Origin of the sequence: Hirschia litorea, assembly GCF_042665075.1 — a bacterium.
In the GTDB taxonomy this organism is placed as follows: domain Bacteria; phylum Pseudomonadota; class Alphaproteobacteria; order Caulobacterales; family Hyphomonadaceae; genus Hirschia; species Hirschia litorea.
Genome location: NZ_JBHTBR010000005.1, coordinates 507254 through 528300 on the forward strand (window position 1 = coordinate 507254; position 21047 = coordinate 528300).

General features: G+C 45.9%; 12 protein-coding genes. 2 read left to right on the forward strand and 10 right to left on the reverse strand.

Annotated elements, in window-relative coordinates; genetic code table 11:
• Positions 1–95: 95 nt before the first annotated feature.
• The 5 genes from ACFQS8_RS11110 to ACFQS8_RS11130 form a co-directional block, all read right to left on the reverse strand.
• Entirely contained in the window at positions 96–1991 is a 1896-nt protein-coding gene (locus ACFQS8_RS11110) for a hypothetical protein (RefSeq protein WP_382167404.1), read from the reverse strand.
• Positions 1992–2186: 195 nt separating this feature from the next.
• Positions 2187–2984 (reverse strand): glutamate racemase, encoded by a 798-nt coding sequence (gene murI / locus ACFQS8_RS11115; RefSeq protein WP_382167405.1) that lies wholly within the window; start codon positions 2982–2984, stop codon positions 2187–2189.
• Complete coding sequence (aguB, locus tag ACFQS8_RS11120; protein ID WP_382167406.1) at positions 2981–3850, reverse strand: N-carbamoylputrescine amidase; 870 nt, start codon at positions 3848–3850, stop codon at positions 2981–2983. Before aguB ends, murI begins: the two co-directional genes overlap by 4 nt.
• A 67-nt stretch (positions 3851–3917) precedes the next feature.
• On the reverse strand, positions 3918–4952 hold the full coding sequence (locus ACFQS8_RS11125) for an agmatine deiminase family protein (protein ID WP_382167407.1): 1035 nt from the start codon (positions 4950–4952) through the stop codon (positions 3918–3920).
• Between the two features lie 160 nt (positions 4953–5112).
• A complete protein-coding gene (locus ACFQS8_RS11130) occupies positions 5113–8268 on the reverse strand; it encodes a TonB-dependent receptor (protein ID WP_382167408.1) in 3156 nt (1051 codons plus the stop codon).
• A gap of 434 nt (positions 8269–8702) precedes the next feature.
• On the opposite strand from ACFQS8_RS11130, the gene ACFQS8_RS11135 reads away from it, so the two are divergent.
• Positions 8703–10271, forward strand: coding sequence for an ArnT family glycosyltransferase (locus ACFQS8_RS11135; protein ID WP_382167409.1), 1569 nt, complete (start codon positions 8703–8705; stop codon positions 10269–10271).
• A 104-nt stretch (positions 10272–10375) separates the two neighbouring features.
• Here ACFQS8_RS11135 and msrA read toward each other — a convergent pair whose 3' ends face one another.
• The 3 genes from msrA to ACFQS8_RS11150 all read right to left on the reverse strand — a co-directional run bounded on the left by msrA (position 10376) and on the right by ACFQS8_RS11150 (position 15495).
• Positions 10376–11026, reverse strand: a complete 651-nt coding sequence (msrA, locus tag ACFQS8_RS11140) for a peptide-methionine (S)-S-oxide reductase MsrA (protein ID WP_382167410.1) — start codon at positions 11024–11026, stop codon at positions 10376–10378.
• A gap of 81 nt (positions 11027–11107) precedes the next feature.
• Entirely contained in the window at positions 11108–14371 is a 3264-nt protein-coding gene (locus tag ACFQS8_RS11145; RefSeq protein ID WP_382167411.1) for an efflux RND transporter permease subunit, read from the reverse strand.
• Positions 14371–15495: an efflux RND transporter periplasmic adaptor subunit gene (locus tag ACFQS8_RS11150; protein ID WP_382167412.1), complete on the reverse strand. Its 1125-nt coding sequence runs from the start codon at positions 15493–15495 to the stop codon at positions 14371–14373. Before ACFQS8_RS11150 ends, ACFQS8_RS11145 begins: the two co-directional genes overlap by 1 nt.
• A gap of 360 nt (positions 15496–15855) precedes the next feature.
• On the opposite strand from ACFQS8_RS11150, the gene ACFQS8_RS11155 reads away from it, so the two are divergent.
• The gene (locus ACFQS8_RS11155; RefSeq protein ID WP_382167413.1) at positions 15856–16665 is read left to right on the forward strand and encodes a ferredoxin--NADP reductase; all 810 of its coding nucleotides are present in this window, start codon (positions 15856–15858) and stop codon (positions 16663–16665) included.
• Positions 16666–16734: 69 nt separating this feature from the next.
• On the opposite strand, the gene ACFQS8_RS11160 is transcribed toward ACFQS8_RS11155, so the two are convergent.
• Together ACFQS8_RS11160 and ACFQS8_RS11165 are read right to left on the reverse strand one after the other, a co-directional pair.
• Positions 16735–19416, reverse strand: coding sequence for a PAS domain-containing protein (locus ACFQS8_RS11160; protein ID WP_382167414.1), 2682 nt, complete (start codon positions 19414–19416; stop codon positions 16735–16737).
• Positions 19417–19539: 123 nt separating this feature from the next.
• Positions 19540–20964: a protein adenylyltransferase SelO gene (locus tag ACFQS8_RS11165; protein WP_382167415.1), complete on the reverse strand. Its 1425-nt coding sequence runs from the start codon at positions 20962–20964 to the stop codon at positions 19540–19542.
• Between the last annotated feature and the right edge of the window lie 83 nt (positions 20965–21047).

Sequence of the window (21047 nt, forward strand, 5' to 3'; positions counted from 1 at the left end):
TAGCACTCGCGCATGTCGAAACTGCAATTATAACGGATAAAAAACCCCTCCACACATCAAGTGTAGAGGGGTTTTAATTTTAGTTTCTAGAGAGCTTAGTCAGCCCTTACAAGGTCACCAGCTTTATCTTCAACTACTTCTTCAACCTTAGTTTTCGCTTTTTCTTTAAGGTCTGCAGTTAGCTCATCTTTTTTCTCAGCGACAACATCACTTGCAGCTGCTTTAAGATCTGTTGCGATATCTGCTTTAGCGTCTTCTACAACTTCTTCAGTTGCAATTTCGGCCTCAGCTTCAACATCTGCGCCAACTTCTGCTGCCACATCGGAAGTCACTGTTTCAGCTTCAGTTTTCACAGTCTCTGTAGCTTCTCCAACAACACCAGATGGTGTTTCTTCTACAGCCGCTGCAGCATCTTCCACCATAGCGTCTGAAGCAGTTTCTGCTTCGGCGGCAAGGTCAGTTTCAACACCTTCCACGACATCCGTGATTGGTTCTGCTTTTTCAACTTGAACTGCTTCTTCTACAGCCTGTTGTGCAACAGCTTCAGCTTCAGTTGCGATGTCTGCTTTTGCATCTTCCATTGCTTCAGTTTTAACGTCTTCAACTTCGGCCTCAATGTCAGCAGTCGCAGCTTCTACAGCCTCTTCAGCAGCAACATCTGCTTCAGTCTGCAGTTCTTCGACAACAGCTTCTTCAGCCGCAGTTACACCTGCAACAGCCTCAGCTTCTGCTGCAATTTCTTCTGTTGTATCAGCAACAACCTCAGAAACTGCTTCATCTGCAGCTTCAGTCATTTCTGCTTTAGCATCTTCAACTACGTCAGTTGCAACAGCATCAACATCTGCATCGAGATTGACGCCTGCTTCATCCGCAACGTCTGCAGCTACTGCGTCCGCTTTTGCGCCGAGTGCATCAACTGAAACCTCTTCTACAGCAGCATCGGCTTGAACTTCTTCTTTACCGACCTCTTCGCCCAATGCCTCTACCGCAGACTCAACTTCTTCACTTGCATTCTCAGCTGCATCCACAGCAGCTTCTGTACTGTCAACGGCAACACCGGCAACTTCAGCTTCCACAGCCTCAGTTGAAATTTCTTCAGCTTCTAAAGCTTCAACTTCCACTACTTCTTCAGCTTCAACCGCCTCAGCTGCTTCAACTTTAGCAAGAGCTGCATCTGCTTGATCTAGCTTCTCCAGAATGCTCGCGTTTAAGTCATCTGCTTCATATGCTTCGTCTTCTGGCTCATCAGCAACCATTGGCGCTACTGCAACTGTCTCAACAGTTGTTTCAACTTCCTCAACGATCACATCTTGTACATCAGCTTGAGCATCTACTTCAGTTTCGACAACAGCTTCTGCGTCCTCAACTTCTACTTCAACTTCTTCCACGAGCTCAGAAGCTTCGTCAGAAACCTCTGCCTCAACGGCGTCCATTGCATCTTCTGCGTCAGCTGTTTCCACCATCGCATCAATTTCAGCTTCTGCTTCAGCCATTACATCAGCTTCCGCTTTTATGTCTGCATCAACTTCCACATCTTCAGCAATGTCAGCGACTTCAGCTTCAACTTCAGTTTCCACTGCTTCTTGAGCAGCTGGTGCGTCCGCATCAACAGTTTGCGCTACAAGGCTAGTGAGAGAATCTTGTTCAGCCAGAACAGGTGCAGCATTCACAAAAGGAAGATAAAGCCATTTTGATGCTTCGCCGTTTTCAGAGATGCGTGCCCAATCACCTTGTTTTTCATAAACTGTGATTTCAGCACCAGCACCCAACATTTCATCGAAGTTTGAAGAAATTTCGGCTTGTGAGAATACTGGAATAAACTTTGGTGTAATAGTGAAGTGATTAGTCACCGCACCTTCAGCTTTCGTACCTTCCGCTTGCGGAGACGTTTTTGCAGCCTCAGCAATAGCGGGCGAAAAACTCATTGCTAAACCTGCGACAGACGCAAACAACAATGATTTAAGTGTTTTAGATTGCAAACTAGATTTCATAATTATCGGCCCCTACCAAATTAAACCGTTATATTGATCCTGATAGATGGAATGAATTCCCATCTTCCCAACCGTCACAATAATAACGCGCACATCCGCAAAAAGTTGCAGAATGTTCTAAAGGAATATTAATACTCCATTAGTAATGATTAACTAAACCTGAATGAAATAAAATCAAGGCAATAAGCGCCTTTACTACAGATCTAAAGTATTAACTTTTGTAAATCCAAATTTTTCTAATACCGGAGCGTAAGCTTTTCTGTTCGCTTTTCCTCCAGTAAGTAAAACACGCCTATCTGGAGAATGTTTATTTTCTTTTTCTCCCGAAGAGAGCCTCAACACCTGTTTTGCAATCGCCTCTCCGGTATCAATTATATGCATTACATGCTCAGGGCAGGCTTTCTCAATTTGACTGCGCACGAGCGGAAAATGCGTACAAGCTAACACCAACACATCTATGCGATGTCCGTTCTCCATCTGAAATAACGGCGCGATGACAGTATCAAAAGCCGCCTGCGATAGCGCTTCACCTCTTACATAACGCTCGGCTAACTCCACAAGTCCAGATGTGCCATGGCGCAAGACAGTGATATTCGCTGCGTATTCATGCTCAAGCTTATCAAGATAGGAGCGCCTAATCGTACCCGGCGTCGCTAAAACGCCGATCACACCCGATGTCGTCAACGCGGCAGCTGGCTTTATTGCCGGAACAGTCCCCACCACAGGGATGTTCACACGCGCGCGTACTCCTTCTAGCGCCAAAGTGCTGGCCGTATTGCACGCCATCACGAATATATCCGGCTTAGCTTCCTGAATCAGCGCCTCGCACAACATTGGCAAACGTGCTTGCAGTTCTTCATCCGTCTTCAAGCCATAAGGAAAAAAACCAGCATCAGCCGCATAGTCCACGATGATATGCGGTGCCTGATTTTCAATCGACCTTACTATAGAAAGGCCACCTACCCCACTGTCAAAGACAAGAACGCGGGTCATGAAAGTCCGTCGGTTGGAGCACCCGAAACCAAGCTTGCATAAAACTCAGGACGGCGATCACGGAAAAAGCCCCACGCCGCACGCATTTGATCGTTCTCATCCAGATCAAAATTCGCCACTCGCACGCCTTCTTCAACGCGATCCATATCTGTTTGCACTTCTCCAGTCGCATCACAGATAAAACTTGTACCGTAGAAGAGTTGCCCCTCCTCAAGTCCAACACGGTTTGCTGCTGCTACCGGCACCACATTTGCGACGGCATGGCCTTGCATTACGCGCCGCCAACGTGCTGCCGTATCCATTTCAAGATCTTGTGGCTCTGCACCGATCGCAGTCGGATAAAGGAGCAAGTCTGCACCTTGCAATGCCATTGCGCGCGCGCATTCAGGATACCATTGATCCCAGCAAATCCCGACGCCAATGCGACCCTTCTTCGTGTTCCAAACTTTAAAACCTGTATCGCCTGGACGGAAATAGAATTTTTCTTGATATCCTGGGCCATCTGGAATGTGAGACTTACGATAAACCCCCATCAGACTTCCATCACTATCAATCATCACCATGGAGTTGAAATAGTGTGGTCCTGCTTTCTCATAAATAGAGATAGGCATCACAATTCCAAGCTCTTTGGCAATTGGAGCAAAATAGGTCACACATGGATGCTCACGCCAAGGATATGCGCGCAAAAACTCTTTTTCTTCCTGCGTCTTACAAAAGTATAGCCCTTGAAACAGCTCGGGCAATAGAACAACCCCTGCGCCCAATGCAGCTGCTTCCCTTACATGCGTTTCTAGCTTTGTAAGGTTTGCATCCATATCATCGCTAAAAGCAGATTGAACAATACCAACACTCAATGTACGTGCCATGCCACGCCCCTTATGCTTGGCTGATTTGCCAGCCAGTAGATTCAAAACTCAGTGCTTCAACGCACACCTATTCTGCAGGTTGCTGTTGAGTGATGCAATGAAACGATCCGCCTCCAGTCAAGATATAGTTGGACGGCTGCCCAATGACCTGCCGATCTTTGAATACATCCTGCAAGATAGACACTGCTTCTTCAGCTGCTTCTTCACTCAACTCGCCATATGTTGGCATCACAACAGATGCATTCCCAATCAGGAAATTCATGTGACTTGCCGGAACAATATCTCCCTCATCATTGAGATATTTTCCAGGCGAAGGAATTTGCGTCACTTTAAGCTTATTGCCATCGGCGTCCGTTGAATGAACCAACACATCATAGATTGCGTTTAACACATCAGCATTTGGATCATCATCACCTGTTGGTGCCTGACACACAACATGGCTGGGCCCCACAAAACGCGCCACATTGTCAACATGGCCGTCCGTATGGTCATTCATCAAACCACCATCCAACCAAATAACTTTGCGCGCGCCCAACGTTTTTTCCAACGCTGTTTCCGCGTCCACTTCAGATTTCCAATCAGGATTTCTATTCGGATTTAGAAGACATTCCCGCGTCGTTAGAAATGTGCCATTTCCATCGCCATCAATAGCGCCGCCTTCTAGGATAAATTCGTGCTGCTCACTGCGCGCATCCGCCAGCCATGCCACCGCACGGGATACTTTATCGTCATGCTCGTAAATATATTTGCCACCCCAGCCATTCACTCGGAAAGACGCAGCCAATTCATTTGATAAGAAAATAGGGCCGATATCGCGCAACCAAATATCCCCATAGGGCTGCAAAATGATTTCAGCCAGATCACCAAGCGCCGCATAAGCATTGTCTCTCGCCTCTTCATTTTTTACGAGCAATTTGACCTTGTCGCCTTTGCGATCATTGCAATCTTCGCTCAAGCTACGGATTAAACCCTCCACTTCGAGACGTGCAAATTTAGCTTCTGGTGCCCATAAATCATCGCCTGTAGGCCATGCAGTCCACACTGCCGCATGTGGTTCCCATTCAGCGGGCGGCACAAGGTTTTTGTTATTTGCAGTCGTCATTTACGAGAAATCTTTCAACTAAGCGCAATAGAAAAACGCGATAAATCAATCCTGTTTCACATATGGGTCAATGCGTCCCAAAAGAGAAGACCTTACATAGAAAAAGGGCGGCACCCTTAGATGCCGCCCTCTTCTTTAGTCTGTCAAAATCTAAGCAAGCTTAGAATTCATACTTCACACCAACGCGCATTTCCCAAAGAGAAATTGAAGTCTGACGACGCTCCGCATCTGCTGCAAAGAACTCGTTGTAGACGTATTGGTTAGTTGTTTCATCCAAAGAAGCATCAACAATACCAACTGTTTGCGGGAAGCCAGCTTGGTATACTGCACCCCACTCATCATTCAGCAAGTTACCGATGTTTTCGATAGTGAAGTAAGCTTTTGATTTGTGGCCTTGCAATGCACCAGGGAATTCCTGCTCAATGCGAAGGTCAAACTTGTTTACCCACTGACCATCTTGTGCGTTACGTCCAGCGATTCCGCCGCGCTCAAGTCCAGCACCATCAACATATGCGAAGAATGCTGCTTGGTCGAAGCCATCTGCAAATTGTACCAATTGGTCATCTGGACCTGTTGGAACATAAAGCAAGTGGTTTGCAACTGAGTCATCACCGAACATGTCGTCTGATGATCTGTTGAATGTGAAAGAGTAAGGACGTGCTTGGTAAGCAGCTCCAAACAAGTTTGCACGTGTGAAATATTCACCGAAGAACGCTTTTTCCCAAGAAACGTTTAGCGTAAAGCGGTGTGGAATTTCGTAGTTAGATGTTGCAACTCCCAAGCTGTTGGCATCAGTACGCGCAACGTTGAAGAAGTTAGAGTTAGCAACAGAAGATGTCATTGGGTTTGAATCTTCAGCGTCCATGTAGGCATAGCCCAATGTCCATTTCACACCAACATCATCGTATGATTTAGACAATGCACCGGAAAGTACGTTTGATTTTCCGCCATCGTCATTCGTCAATAGATAGTCACCACCGAAACCAGCAGATCCGCCATATACAGGGCGACCGTCTGGAGCGTTTCCTTCTTTTTCAAGAGAAATCGCTTGAACAGTAGCTGCATCTTTAGAAGCAGAAAGCAACCAGTCAGCCATCAATGTGTAGTCTTCACCCCAGAAACCTGGAAGGTCGAAATTGTATGTGAAACCAGCAGCAATCTTCCACTCTGAAGGAATTTCAAAGTTTGGATCAAGCGCGTTCACAGGACCGTTTGAAGATGCTGCAGCAACTTGGTTGAATAGACCTTCTGGGATACCGTAGAATGGACGACCAAGACCGTCTTCATCGTTTACGAAAGTCAAGCTTGAAAGCGGTGCACCTGAACGGTCTTGTGCTTCAAACAAAGCCACACCATTGTTGGAGTAGTTGTTTGAAAGCCAAACATTTGGGTTACCACCAGAATAAAGACCAGCACCTGCACGAAGCTGAATGTCACCAGCATCATAGCTAAAGCCTAGGCGTGGCATAAGAAGGTCTTTGCCATCTAGGTTAGATGTGTTGTCGAAACCGTATGTGTCGAAGAAGTTTTGGTTTCTTCTCGGCTCATCATCACTTTGGTAATAGTCATAACGAAGACCAGCAGTAATGTTCATGCCAGCTTTGATTTCCCACTCATCTTGTAGGTACAAAGTGTTCACGGCATAACCAAATTCAGCACCACCATCGTTGGCATTGTTTGTACCAGCAGCGTTTTCGTATGTGATGCGGCTAGGTGTACCAGCGATAAAGTCATCGATTGAGCTAAAGCGATACTCACCTTCAGCTTCCTGAACGAACAAGTTGAATACGTTTGTTTCAACGCGCTCAGCACCCAAAGTGATTGAGTGGTTGTTCAATTGGTAGTTCGCAAGACCTTTAAATGTCCATGTGTCATAGTTCAGGTCATTTGCGTGACGAGAGTCATCAGAACCTAGGTAAATTGTGTTACCGTTGTGGCTGATTTGAACTTCACCAAACACAGCGCCATCAATTGAAGCTTGTGTGAAGTCAACTTCGTTTTTAGAAACGCGGAACTCTGTTGAGAAGTTATCAGTCCAGTTAGAGAACAACTGACCTGAGTAAGTTTTTGTCTCAGCACCACGTTGGTAAAGGTGCTTTGAGTATTCAAACTCGTCATCATCACCATCTGATTCAGATAGGCTCAAACCTTCATCATAGTTGTATGTGAATGATGCACGGTGGTTGTCAGTGATGTTCGCGTCAACGCGCATCAAGTATTTTTCGTTGAATGTCGCTTCAGTTGCTGGAACCCCACCTGGATCGTAATCATAGATGTTGATTGCAGCATCGCGGATACGGTCGAAGTCTGCTTGAGAGAAGCCGATAACTTCTGAACCAGCACCAGAACCTTCAACACCACGGTCGATAGTTGCACCTGGGCCTTCAAACTTTTCGTAAGCACCAAAGAAGAACAAACGGTCTTTAAGGATTGGACCACCAATTGTGAAACCGTGACGTTTTGTTTCAAATGGTGTTGTTGTGATGGAGTCACCTTCAGTTTTGTCACCCACCAAGCTGTCATCAGCATAGTCGAAGAATGCAGAACCGTGGAACTCGTTCGTACCTGATTTTGTTACAGCGTTGATGTTACAAGCTGTGAAACCGTTGTACTGCACATCAAATGGTGCAAGCTCAACAGACACGTTTGAAATAGCATCAAACGGGAATGGCATTTGCTGACCAGGGTATCCGTTTGCATTCAAACCGAAACCATCGTTCAAGCTCACACCATCAACAGTAAGTGAGTTAAAGCGTGGGTTTGCACCCGCACACTGAACGCCATCACCAAAGCTCTCATCAATGTATACACGTGGGTCTTGGCGAATGATGTCACGAAGGTCACGGTTTACAGCTGGTGAGTTTTGCAATGTTGAAAGGTCGAAAGTTGAGTTAGGACCGATTGCAGTTTGGATCACGCTTGCAGCAGAAGCTGTGATAACCATTGTGTCCATCATGCGCTCTTCGTCAGCAGATGTGAACTGAAGGTTCAAATTCGCTGTTTCACCAAGCGCGATGAAAACATCGTTCAATTGTAGGGATTGGAAACCATCTGCTTCTGCAGTGATTGTGTATGGACCACCAACGTTCAAACCACGCGCAGAGAATGAACCCTGTGAGTTTGCAGTTAAGCTTGTTGCAGAACCTGTACGTGTGTCTGTTACGACAACTTTAGCACCTGATACTGCTTGGCCTTCTGGTGACGTGACCTGACCACGTAGAGCAGAAGATGTAACCTGAGCTTCAGCTTGCTGAACGATACAAGTTGAAATGGCGGCCATTGCCACGCCGCCGGCGAGTTGTTTCCAATTGGTCATCGATAAAATATCCCCGTAAGACCACTGAGTGTGACGCCTGCAAAATTGGGAGGGGCAAGCATCGCGAAAGAATAAGGGTGCGATACAGTGCTCATGTGACAGTTCAAAGACAATTGTGTTACAGATTGTTTGGGATGTGTTTTTCAACACGCAATGAAGCATTTTTGCAACAAATGACCCTACGTCACCCTATATGTTGCACGTTTTCTTCGCACATACCGCAAATAAAACAAGCATCATCCAGCTCGTTTTTAGTCAGTACACGAATCATAACGCTACGCAAAAAATCTTCCGTAGAAAGATCATATTTTGCGATTTACAAAGCTCTTAAATTGTACGCCGATTAAAATTCTTCTTCTTTATCTGTTTGCCAAAAACCGCTTATCGCGCATACAAGTTTGTTACACGCAGCAAATAAGAGACCCACTCATCACATGACCATTCTGCCTGACTTCGTGCGTCGCTCCCCTATTCGTACCACCGCTTGCATAATTGCAGCTCTTGTTTGTGTACGATTGATCAGTGTCTTGCTAAGCCCGCTAAACCTCGGGCCAGATGAAGCCCAATATTGGCGATGGTCGACGCATTTAGATTGGGGGTATTATTCCAAACCTCCCCTCATTGCGTGGATGATATCTCTTACAACGTCGATATTCGGGCATGGTGAATGGGCTATCAGATTGTATGCCCCTATCGGTCATGGATTTGCAGCCTTCTTCATCTTTTTACTGGGTAAGAAAGCGTTTGATATTCGCACTGGCGCATGGGCTAGTGCCATTTATTTGCTCATGCCTGGCGTATCATTATCTTCCGGTGTCATCTCTACAGACGGATTGCTCCTGCCTTGCTGGACCGCCGCCATAACGCTGCTTTGGTATCAACGCGATGACACAACATGGCTTAAATCTGTTGGGATGGGTGTTGCGATTGGTTTAGCTTTCCTCGCCAAATACGCCGCCATTTATATATTGGTTGGTTTCGCTCTCGCTGCGTTAATGGACGCCAAAACCCGTCGTGCTTTATTTTCCCTCAAAGGCTTAGTTGCGCTGGTTTCATTTCTGGCAGTTATTTCTCCAAATATCATTTGGAATGCATCGCATAATTTTGCCACGCTCGGCCATACGGCTGACAATGCCAATTGGGAAAACTCAACATTCAATCTCGGCAATCTTATCAAATTTTTCAAAGACCAATTAGGTGTTTTCGGCCCCATATCATTCTTGATCTTATTGTCAGGGTTCGCATTCATTCTCCCTAAAACAGACAAAGATAGCGCACGAAAAGACAGATGGTTTCTGTGTTTCATCCTCCCTCCACTCATCGTTATTGCGGTGCAGGCGTTTGTGTCTCGTGCTCATGCAAATTGGGCGGCAAGCGCTTATCCTGCCGCCTCCATTCTCGTCGCGGCGTGGGTTTTGCGGTCCAATTGGACAACTTTCCTCAAATGGGGATTGGGATTTAATGCTGCCATTGGCGCGCTAATGTTAGCGATTGCTATTCAGCCTACTATTGCTGACGCGATTGGTGGATCAAACTCCATTAAACGTGTTCGCGGCTGGCAAGACTCTGTGGCTCAACTCGATGCCGCTGCAAAATCAATCAATGCCCAAGGCATCGTCTTTGATGAACGCGAAAACTGGCATGGCATGGATTATTATGGTGAGGCACTCAACAATCCGCCATCTCACTACCTATGGAAAAGACATGATGAAGCGCATGCTTTTGCCGAATCCTTTGCGCCTGTTCCAGAAGGTTCAACTGACACGATGCTGATTGCATCCTTGCGTGATAATTTCAGAGCGCGTATGCGCGCCGACTTCACCGACTTTAACGCAATTGGCCGCATTGATATTCCACTTGGCGGAAATCGCACACGTACTTTTTGTTTATATGAAGCTAGCGGATTTCATCCGCTCGCTCGTACAAAAGAATATGAAGCGCGATTTAGAGATGCTCAGGAAAAATGTCCTTTTAAAAGCCAACTGCCAGAATCTAGCGAATAGAAATATAGCGCATCGGGCAAAAAAACGCTCACTTATAGCTGTAAGTGAGCGTCGCTTTACCTCTTGCTAAGCAGATATATTTCAGCTCGCTACCTCACCCTAACCTAATGGCTATCAGCGCCTGACCAGACCTCTTGCACACGTGCATCACGCCCACAGCTAGATCTATAGTATTTGTAGCGCAACGGGTTTTTTACATAGTAATCTTGATGATATTCTTCCGCTTTCCAAAACGGGCCAGCATCCAAAATAGGCGTTACAATCTCGCTTGGCAGAATGCCGGCAGCGTCCAAGTCAGCCTTTGATTTTTCGGCGATTTCACGCTGTTCAGCATCATTTACAAATACAGCAGTTCTATAGCTATCCCCGCGATCACAAAATTGCCCGCCTGCATCAGTTGGATCAACGTGGTGCCAATAGTAATCCAACAGCACTTCAAAGCTTACCTTGCCCGGATCATACTCCACCTGCACCACTTCATAATGGCCAGTGTCTTCATATGAAACTTCTTTATAGGTGGGGCTTTCAGTATGTCCGCCTGAATATCCTGACAGCGTAGCAACCACGCCTTCAACTTTGTCAAAATCAGATTCGACACACCAGAAACAGCCGCCTGCAAAGACAACGGTTTTCGTTTCAACTGCGCTGATTTGTTTAGCTTTTTCTTCCGCTATATGTGTTTCCACAGCTGACTGTGAGCAGCTTGCAAGCAAAGTAAGGGAAGCGATAATGGAGAGAGGTTTGAAATGTATCATGGTGTTAGTATGCGCTAAAATCGCATTCCAACAATCGAAAAGTGCGTCTATCACAAGGATTTGAAAACCAGTGAGCGTCGCCTACTCCGCCGCATGAACACTTCCACCTGACGGCAGTAAAGGCCGTTTTTCATCCTCAATGCTTTCAGGGGCTGTATTTCCCAACAGCCGCTTATCCCCGAATCTAGCATAGAAGAACCGCTTTACACGATCCCACATACGGTCTCTCCAGCGCCCCATCTTTTCAGGTGCAGCCAACCAAACCGGCGTCACGATCAATGTAATAAAGGTTGAAAATCCAAGTCCAAATACCACAGCAGTCGAAAGCGGAACCCACCATTCTGATGCTGGGCCACCGCGTGTAATCGAGCCTTCAGCAAAATTAATGTTCATCTGAACAACCATTGGCAGCAATCCACATATAGTTGTTCCAGTTGTTAGCAAAATAGGACGCATCCGTTGCGAAGCGGTCATTACCGCCGCCTCATGCGCGCTACGACCATCACTTATAAGTCGCTGAAAAGTATCAATTAAAACGATATTATTATTCACAACAATACCCGCCAATGCCACTACACCGGTTCCAGTCATAATCATGGAAATATAGCTAGTCGCCAACTGCAAGCCTATCAAAACACCGATTGTCGATAGGATTACCGCCGATAGGGTCAACAACACGTGATAGAAGTTATTGAATTCCCATAACAATATCACCCCCATCAAGAAAAGCGCTCCAAAAGCGGCCGCCTCAAAAAATGCAGCAGCCTCTGCGGAATCTTCATCAGCGCCTTCAAATTTCACCATAACCTGCGGATCAAACTCTTGATTTTCAACCCATTTTTTTAGTTGTGCGTTCATATGCGCCCCTTGCCCTGCAGCTTCCACATTTGCCCGCAGCGTGAAAACTCTCAATCCGTCTCGTCTATCAATCCTAGAAAGTTGAGGTGCCGCAACCCGATCTACAAAAGTAGATATCGGCGTCGGCCCATCCGGTGTAGACACAGTTAGATCATCTAATGCCTCTACAGATCGGTATTCTTCTGGGAAACGGACGCGAATATCCACTTCATCCACAGCATCATCGGGTCTAAACCGTCCCGCAAGCGCTCCATTTGTCACGAGCTGGACCACACCGCCCACTTGATTGATATCCACGCCAAATTTGGCAGCGCGTTCTCTATCGATATCCAATCGCCACTCTGTACCCGGTAAGGGACGTGTGTCCTCAAGATCTATCAAACCTTCTGTTTCATCTAACTTTTCTCTTATAAGCGTGGCCGTTTCAAGCAAGGCATCATGATCAGACGAGAACACTGAAATTTGAACATCTTTTCCAACTGGTGGACCTTCCTCAAACGGGGATATTTCAATGTGCGCACCCGCAAAACTTTTGAATGCTTCGCGTATATCAGCTTCAACCTTACGCCCATCAATGCCAGGGGCGCTCGAATTTAAATCGACAAGCATCCGCCCCACTGTATCGACGGGAATCGCACCTGCTCCGCTTCCAAACCCGCCCTGAGAGGCTGCAGGTCCCGTCACAGTAGTCACCGATAATATACCTTCAATCGGCAATACGACACTTTCAGCGCGTTTGGTAATTTCAAACTCTTCTTCGCCCGATAAATTCCCTTGAGCCCCTACATAAATGTAGAGCTTTTCAGGTTCGGCATTTAAGAAGAAAAACACATTGTGTTGAGTTGACCCAAACCACACTATAATCGCTGCACATATCACAAATAATCCGCCAGTAACCGCGAGCGGACGCCGACATAACCGAGAAATCATGCGTGCGTAAAAGCCGAAAAATCCCGATGCTTTTTCTGGGTCTCCACTTTCACCCGATAAATCATTCAGAGCCGATTCCTGATCCTTATTGCGTCCCCCAACTACGCCCCCCAATACTGGCAGGAATATGAGCGCCATAAACAAGGAAGATGTAAGCACAAATATCAAGGTAATCGGCAGATAAGACATGAACTTACCTGGCATTGAATTCCAGAATAGGAATGGGAGAAACGCAGCCAATGTGGTGGCGTTTGAAGCGACAATTGGCCAGAACATACGCTTTCCAGCCGTGGCGAACGCCTCAACTTTATCCAAACCTTCAGCCATCTTCCGGTCGGCATATTCAACGACAACAATTGCCCCATCGACCAAGATTCCAACCGCTATGACAAGAGCAAATAACACCATCATATTCACGGTGTATCCTGCCCATCCCAGAAACAAGAACCCCATAAGGAAACTTGCTGGAATTGAGATACCAACAAGTATTGCAGATCGTAGCCCCAATGCGCCAACCACAATAACCATAACCAGAATCACAGCTGTCATAATCGATGATTGAAGCGTTGAGATCTGGTCCCCAATTTCCGCAGATTCATCTGCGGTCAGTTCAACATTCAGAGTATCAGGCCAAGTCTTCTCAAGCCTCTCGATGGTCTCGCGTACATTCGCAACCGTTTCGAGGATGTTGGCCCCGGAACGCTTAACAACCTGCACAGATACAGCTCTCTGACCGTTAAAACGCGCATATTCTTCTCGGTCTTTAAAGGTGCGGCGTACTTCTGCGACATCTTTAATTGTGACGACACGGTCGCCATCACGCTTTATCGCAATATTAAACGCATCTTCTGGCGTTTCGATCAGGCCAGGCACCTTAATGGAATAGCGCCCTTCACCCATATCTATATTCCCTGCCGGAATAAGATTATTATTGGCTTGTATCGTACCAAAAATAGAAGCAGCAGAAAGATTATAGGTCTCTAATTTGATGGGATCGACTTGTATCTCGAGAACCTCTTCACGTTCTCCTTCGATATTTGCTTCCAATACACCGGGAATGGCTTCAAGATTTTCCTGCAAGTCCCGCGCAATTGCATACAAGCCGCGCTCTGGTATCTCACCATACATATTGACAACAACGACTGGAAAACGCGCGGTATTGATTTCAGAAATCACTGGCTCGCGTGTTTCAACAGGAAATTCACGTTTCGCCATGTCAACTTTTTCACGAACATCAACCAACGCCTGATCGATATCGGCGTCTATCTCAAACTCAATCGCAAGCTGACCAGCTCCCTCCAATGCAGCTGAGTTTATTTCTTTGATACCCTCAATTGAACGTACTTCAGCCTCTGTTGGTCGAACCAATAGGCGTTCTGCATCTTCAGGTGAAATGCCTTCCAATGGGATAGTCACCAACACAAATGGAACTTGAATTTCAGGGGCTGCTTCTTTGGGCAGATTATTATATACAATCATACCTGCTATTAAAGCGCAGACCAATATCGACAACACCATGCGCGCGCGCGATACAGCACCATCGATAAGAGCGTTCATTAGCTCTTCTCTCCTTCAAAGAAGGATTCAACGCGCAGACCTTGCTGCACATAGTCTTGCCCTTGAACGATAATATTGGCTTCTTGCGGCAAGCCCACAACCCACACACCAGACTGGTCGCTATCAACGATCTCAACAGGGGATAGATTCACAATCGAACTAGGCCCAACATACCGCACGCCGGGTGCGCCATCATCTGAATACACAATTAACGCAGGCGAGATATGGTGCGCCATACCTTCACCAATCTGGATTCTAATATCAGAAGATTGGCCCGCAGGAATACTCATGTCTGGATTCTCTAAGGCGATCTCAACTCGATATGTACCCGTCGCAGGATTTGCACTCGAAGCAATATAACGAACCACTCCCTGCACTATAGCGTCAGAACGCTGCCCTAAACTCGCAGTCGCCGTTGAACCTGCTTTCAATATACCTGCGTATTTTTCAGATACATCTGCTGCAACAATTAGGGGGTCTAAATCCAATAATAAGCCACATACTCCGCCCGGCGATAGGAAATCCCCTATCTCGGCTTCGCGCTTTTCAAAAACACCTGCAAAAGGCGCACGTATGTCGGTCTTTGAGAGTTCAACTTGCGCCCCCTCTAAAGCAGCGGCGGCAGCATCCAAACTGGCTTTTGCTGCTGCTTCTTGGTTTGGAGGTTTCCAGCCTTTCGCCACAAGATCTTTTGTCGCTTCGTAATCGAATTTGGCGGATGCTAATTTAGCTTTAGCTTCGTCCAACTTCGCTTGGCGCGCATCTACATCCAATCCACATAACACCGCATTTAGTTTTACGAGACTGCCTTCTTTTGCGTTAGCTCGAGATACAACTCCAGTTGTCTCAGAACGTACTAAGACAGAGCGAGCTGGCTCAGAACGCCCTTTCAAACTTAGAAATATCGGATGGGATTCGGCTTTAGAATTGCGCACCAATACACGCACAACTTCTTTGCCATTGCGCTTACCTGGAACAGGCTTCTCTAGTGTCGGCACAGCATTGGCCGTTCCCTCAGGGATATGCCCACGTGTATCATCGCCCGAACGAAACAATGCACTTCCGGCAAAATAAAGAACAAAGACCGCAAGTATTCCTGCGGCAATTTTCATGGACCGCGACATTCACGGCCTCCTTTCACTCTTATCTACCAGCATTGGCAGGCTTTTGACGAAGCCTAATATAGAAAAATATCCGTTTTGGCACGCAAACCTTATAGTTAACGGCCATTGTGTCGCTATTTATAACGCAATAATCTTTCGCAACACATGCACCCACCTCTCAAATTTACACACTGTAAAAAAGTTTTTGTTATATTTTGCATGACGAAACCCACTCTTTTTGCAACTTATGCAAACACTAAAGGGTCAGTTTAGTTGCAACTTCACTCAAGAAGACTTAGCTCCCCTATTATATAGCGATCTCTTCAACACAATGTTGGTGAATTTTAGGCGCGACGAGAACAGGCTTAAGGACGAATTGTAATGGACGCAGCGACAACAGCTAAACCCGCGAAATCAGCGAACGGCCCCACAGAAGAAACCGTTCTTTCGGTCAAGCATTATACAGACCGCTTGTTTTCATTTCGCTTGACGCGCCCCGACAGCTTCCGCTTCCGGTCCGGTGAATTTGTAATGATTGGCCTGTACAAGGATAATGGAAAGCCTCTCCTACGTGCTTACTCTATCGCCTCTCCCAGTTGGGATGAAGAGTTGGAGTTTTATTCCATCAAGGTGCCAGATGGACCGTTGACATCCCGCCTACAGAAAATTCAACCTGGCGATAAGGTGTTACTTGGCCGCAAACCGACAGGTACACTCGTGCATGATGCGCTTGTTCCAGGTAAACGTCTTTACTGCCTCTCAACAGGTACCGGATTTGCGCCATTTGCCAGCGTTATCCGTGACCCTGAAACGTATGAGAAATTCGATCAAGTCATCGTTACCCATACATGTCGTGAAGTTGCAGAACTTCAATATGGAAAAGACCTTGTAGAAGAAGTACTTAACCATGAATTCCTTGGTGAATTAGCGCAAGGAAAACTTGTTCACTATGGCTCTGTCACTCGCGAAGACTACCCCACCAAAGGACGCATAACCGACCTAATGACATCGGGCAAACTGTATACAGATCTAGGCGTGCCAGCCTTAAACCCTGAGACAGACCGCGTTATGATCTGTGGCTCGATGGAAATGCTAGCAGATACTAAGCAACTTTGCTTGGATGCTGGTTTGGTTGAAGGCTCAAACGCAACGCCAGCTCAATTTGTTATTGAAAAAGCATTCGCTGGATAAATATCTCTAGGATATAAAACTTGTGATCAAAGGGATTGATACTTTTCAATCCCTTTTTTCTTTCTCAATTCATCCATTCGCCACAAGTTTAGATGCTGGCAATTCCCAACCTTTTCCAGTCAGATCGCTCAAATGCGATAATAGATCTTCCTGCGATATTGGCTTGGCGATACAATCATCTGCACCAGCTGTCATCGCTTCTCTGACTTTGGCAAAACTCATATGCGGTATAGCTGCGATTATCGGAACATGTTCGAGTGAATTGGAATTTTCCCAATTGCGGATCGCACGAATTGCAGCAATGCCACTCATGATCGGCATTTGCGTGTCCATGATAATCGCATCGAAAGCTTTCGCTTTTATCGCTTCGAGCGCCTCTTCACCGTTTTCAACAAAACTCACATCCAACTCAAGCTGAATCGCCAACAACTCAAGCACTCGACGATTGAGCGGATTATCTTCAGCAACAAGAACTGAAAGACCTTTTTGGTTATTCACGCGTGTATTTTTAGAAATGCTGGATGTGCGTTCAAATTCCTGCGTAATTGGAATTTCCGTGAGAATTTGCAACGTATTTTCACCATCCACTTGCAAAAACACATCGCCTTTCAGCTTCTCAACATAGTCATTAATTGTCGCAAGCATCAGGTTTTCATAGTGATCATTGGTGAGTTCAACCAGATCATCCATGGAGACCAATTTTTCAGACCCATCAATCTTCACACCCAGAGAGAATATGCAGAGCCCTTCCCCCGAATTATCAATATCCGCTTCCACGATTACACGAGTTTGAGAAGGTGCGGATTTGATAATTTCGTGTAGTATCAGGTCCAAAGTTTCAGAGATTGCAGCGGGGATTCCTTTATAAGTATCCTCCATCCCAGAGAGATTAACACTCTCCAACGCAACCCCTTTTAATTCAGCGCTCTCCTTGGCTTTCTCAACACAAGCTGCCACGAGTTTATTTGGGATAAATTCAGATGTTTCCGCCTTGAAGGGGAATGCATGCAATGCTGCAAAGCGCTCAACCCCTTGCATAGCCTCAGCAACAGCGCTAGCTGACGTTTTTAACAAACGTAGCATACTCGCTTGTTCTTCATTCACACCAGTACGTTGCAGCATAGTGGACAATTCCATCATGCTTTCGGCCTGTTTAATTACACCAACTCCAACCTTCCGCACAAGCGCTGCTTTAGCGCCATGCTTCATTTGGATTTTCTCTTCAACTTGCGCACTTAAAAAATCAGCTTTTTGAGATACCGTAATATCACGCATAGAACCAATCATGCGAATGGCACGTCCGCTGTCATTCAACTCTTGCCGAGATGCAACTGACACCCAAATTTCGCGACCAACTGCGTTGTCCTTCCTGTAGGACATCTGAATTGGAGACCCCGTGCATAAATGCTGCTTCCACAGCTTAGATACACGCGTTTTGTCATCTTCATGAGCGGACTTAAATAAACTATTGGACAGCTCGCTCAGATTGGGTTTCGTTTTAAAAAACGGCTTCCAGTCACCCTCAATTTCCAGCGTTTTGTTTACAAGGTCAATTTCCCAAACCATCATAGAAGAAAGAGACAGACCGTATTCCATTCGTTTATGCGAAGCTTCTGTTCGCCGAACTCTCTCTACTTCCTTGGTTACATCTTTAATGATGCAAATTGCACCACAGATTTCACCTTCAAGGGTTTTCCAAGGCGCACATGTCCAATCAACCCAGTGAACTTGGCCTTCATTGACTAATTGTACGCGCTTCAACTCAATTAGCTGTCCTGATAAGGCCGAAGATACGCTCTCATGCAAACGTTCCGGTGTTTGATCCCACAATTGGGCAATTTTAGAGCCCAATACATATGTTTCTGATTTCCCCAATTGCTTTGCAAGCGCTGGGTTCACGAGTGAAATCTTTCCCGCCAAGTCAACAATAGCAATCCCCATCGGGGCCAGCTCTAAAAGTGTCTGGGCAGATGTATCCGTCCGCATCGCAGATTTTAAAGCATTGATATTATTTGTTTTGTTTAGCGCAACACCACTTACACCATCAACAGACCCATCATCTGCATAATTTGGTGAACCTGCCAGCTCTAGAACACGCGCCTGACCATCAGGGCAATTTATTGTACATGTAACAGTTTGCGAACTGGCATTCACTTGAGACCCAACAAATGCTTCAGATAGCTTTGCTAAATCTTCTTTCGACACCATTTCAGCATATTCAGAGTAAGAAAGCGGTTTTGAATTTTCATCCATTCCCAACATACGGAACATGCCAGGAGACCAGAAAGTTGGTTTTGTTTTTGAAATAGTCCATCGACCAATACCAACAAGTAATTCCAACTGCTCTAAAGCGGAATCTGTTTCTTTACGTCTTTGCTCAAGTCTAACTTCATGCGTGATATCAACAGCGCTAAAGTAAATAAGATTAGATGATGACTTACTTATAGATGCTTGGACCAGCCTCACATCCCATCCAATACGCATCGTCAAACGCAGCTCTTTAACCGTTTCCATCGGTTTAAGATTGGCTAATTGAGCGTTGAATTTCTCGCGGCACTCTTCTGCCAAATAGGCAGTCAATAAAACGTTGTCAGCCCCAGCAGCAGGCGCGACAAATCTACGGAACGCGCCATTCGCACGCCGTACAGATCCATCGGCATTTAGTATAGCAAAATGCTCATCAACGGAGTTAAAGAAAAACTCCAGAGCCTCTATATCTAAATCGGCCTTAAACTCAGGTCCGCTGTCCATTACTCATCACCAGAAACTAGGCATCCTTATAGGAATACTCTCATATATCTATTTCTAGTAACAAATAACGGTTAATAAACTTACCTATCTTGTTCATGCAACTTTGGATGCATAATTTACAGCTCAAGAATTAGCGTCTCGATACTGCCGGATCCATTCAATATGTCGGTTAAGAGGAGCCCAATCGTCTTCCTTATCAATGTGTTCCCATAGTCTTTCAATATCATCTATTAAAAGCGTTACAGGTGTGTCTGCTTGATAATAAGCATGTTCCAGACGTCCCTCATCAATAGGGGTCTGCGCCATTAACAAAGCGCGTAGAGGAGAAAAGTCTGACTTAGAATAAAAGTTAGATTGAGGGCTATTCTTAGCACGCGCTTCACTCGCGGGGCCGCCTTGCCAATCAAAAAAGGTTTGCTCGAAACCCGCCCCAGTTTGCGTCAACCACGTCAACAATTCTTGTAGTAATTGCCCATCTTTCTCTTCTGAAACAGGAAGAATACCCAATCTTCGGAAGATATGCTTTCTAAAGGCGGCCCTATACTCATGCGAATACTCTTCCAATACCGCTTCAAGCTCTGGCACCGTGGAATGACTTAACAAACACCCTGCCAATTGGGTCAGATTCCACAATCCTACATCCGGTTGACGCCCAAACCTGTAGCGCCCTCCCTGATCGAAATATGCCGCCACAAAATTGGGGTCGGAGTGAGGTAAAAAACGATAGGGACCATAGTCAAAACTCTCACCTGTGATGACCATATTATCTGTATTCATCACACCATGCACAAAGCCAGCAGCCATCCAGCTTGCAATCATATCCGCAGTCGCCACCACTACTGCGCGAAAAAACTCAACAACAGTATTCGCAAAGATTTCGCGCTGTGCTTGTTGATGATAATGCCGCACGCAGTAGTTGACGAGCTCAGCTATACCATCATGATTTTCCATATATGCAAGGCGCTGAAAGCTCCCAAAACGGATATGACTATGAGATAATCGCACCAGCACAGCCGAGCGCGCAGGACTAGGCTCATCTCCACGATGTAACTGTTCGCCAGTCTCAAAAAGTGTAAGGCTTTTAGATGTATTCACGCCGTGTGATTCAAGCATTTCAGTGGCTAAAACTTCCCTTACGCCACCCTTCAATGTTAACCGCCCATCACCACTTCTAGAAAATGGTGTTTGCCCTGAACCTTTAGTACCAAGATCAAGTAAACGATCTTCCTCATCTAAAAATTGTGCGTACAAAAAGCCGCGTCCGTCTCCGATGTCGGGATTATAAACACCAAACTGATGACCATGATATGCAAGAGCAAGTGGTTCGGGCAGATTCTCGGGTAATGGGGCAAAAAAACAGAAATATTTTTGCAACTCTTTTGAAGAAAATTCAAAAAATCCAATCTTTTTTAACAATTTATCGTTGAAGTGACGTAACGTCGCGGTCGGAAAATCAGCACATGTGGTTGCAATAGAAATCAACTCTTTGACTTCATTGATTCTTTGAGCAGCCCTGTACCTTGTGTCTTTATGAGACTTATGTGACATTTTTTATATCCGCTATTGGAGACGATGAAGTAGATGCGAATTTTACAACTTAAGCCCGCATAGACTCACAAAATTTGTAAACT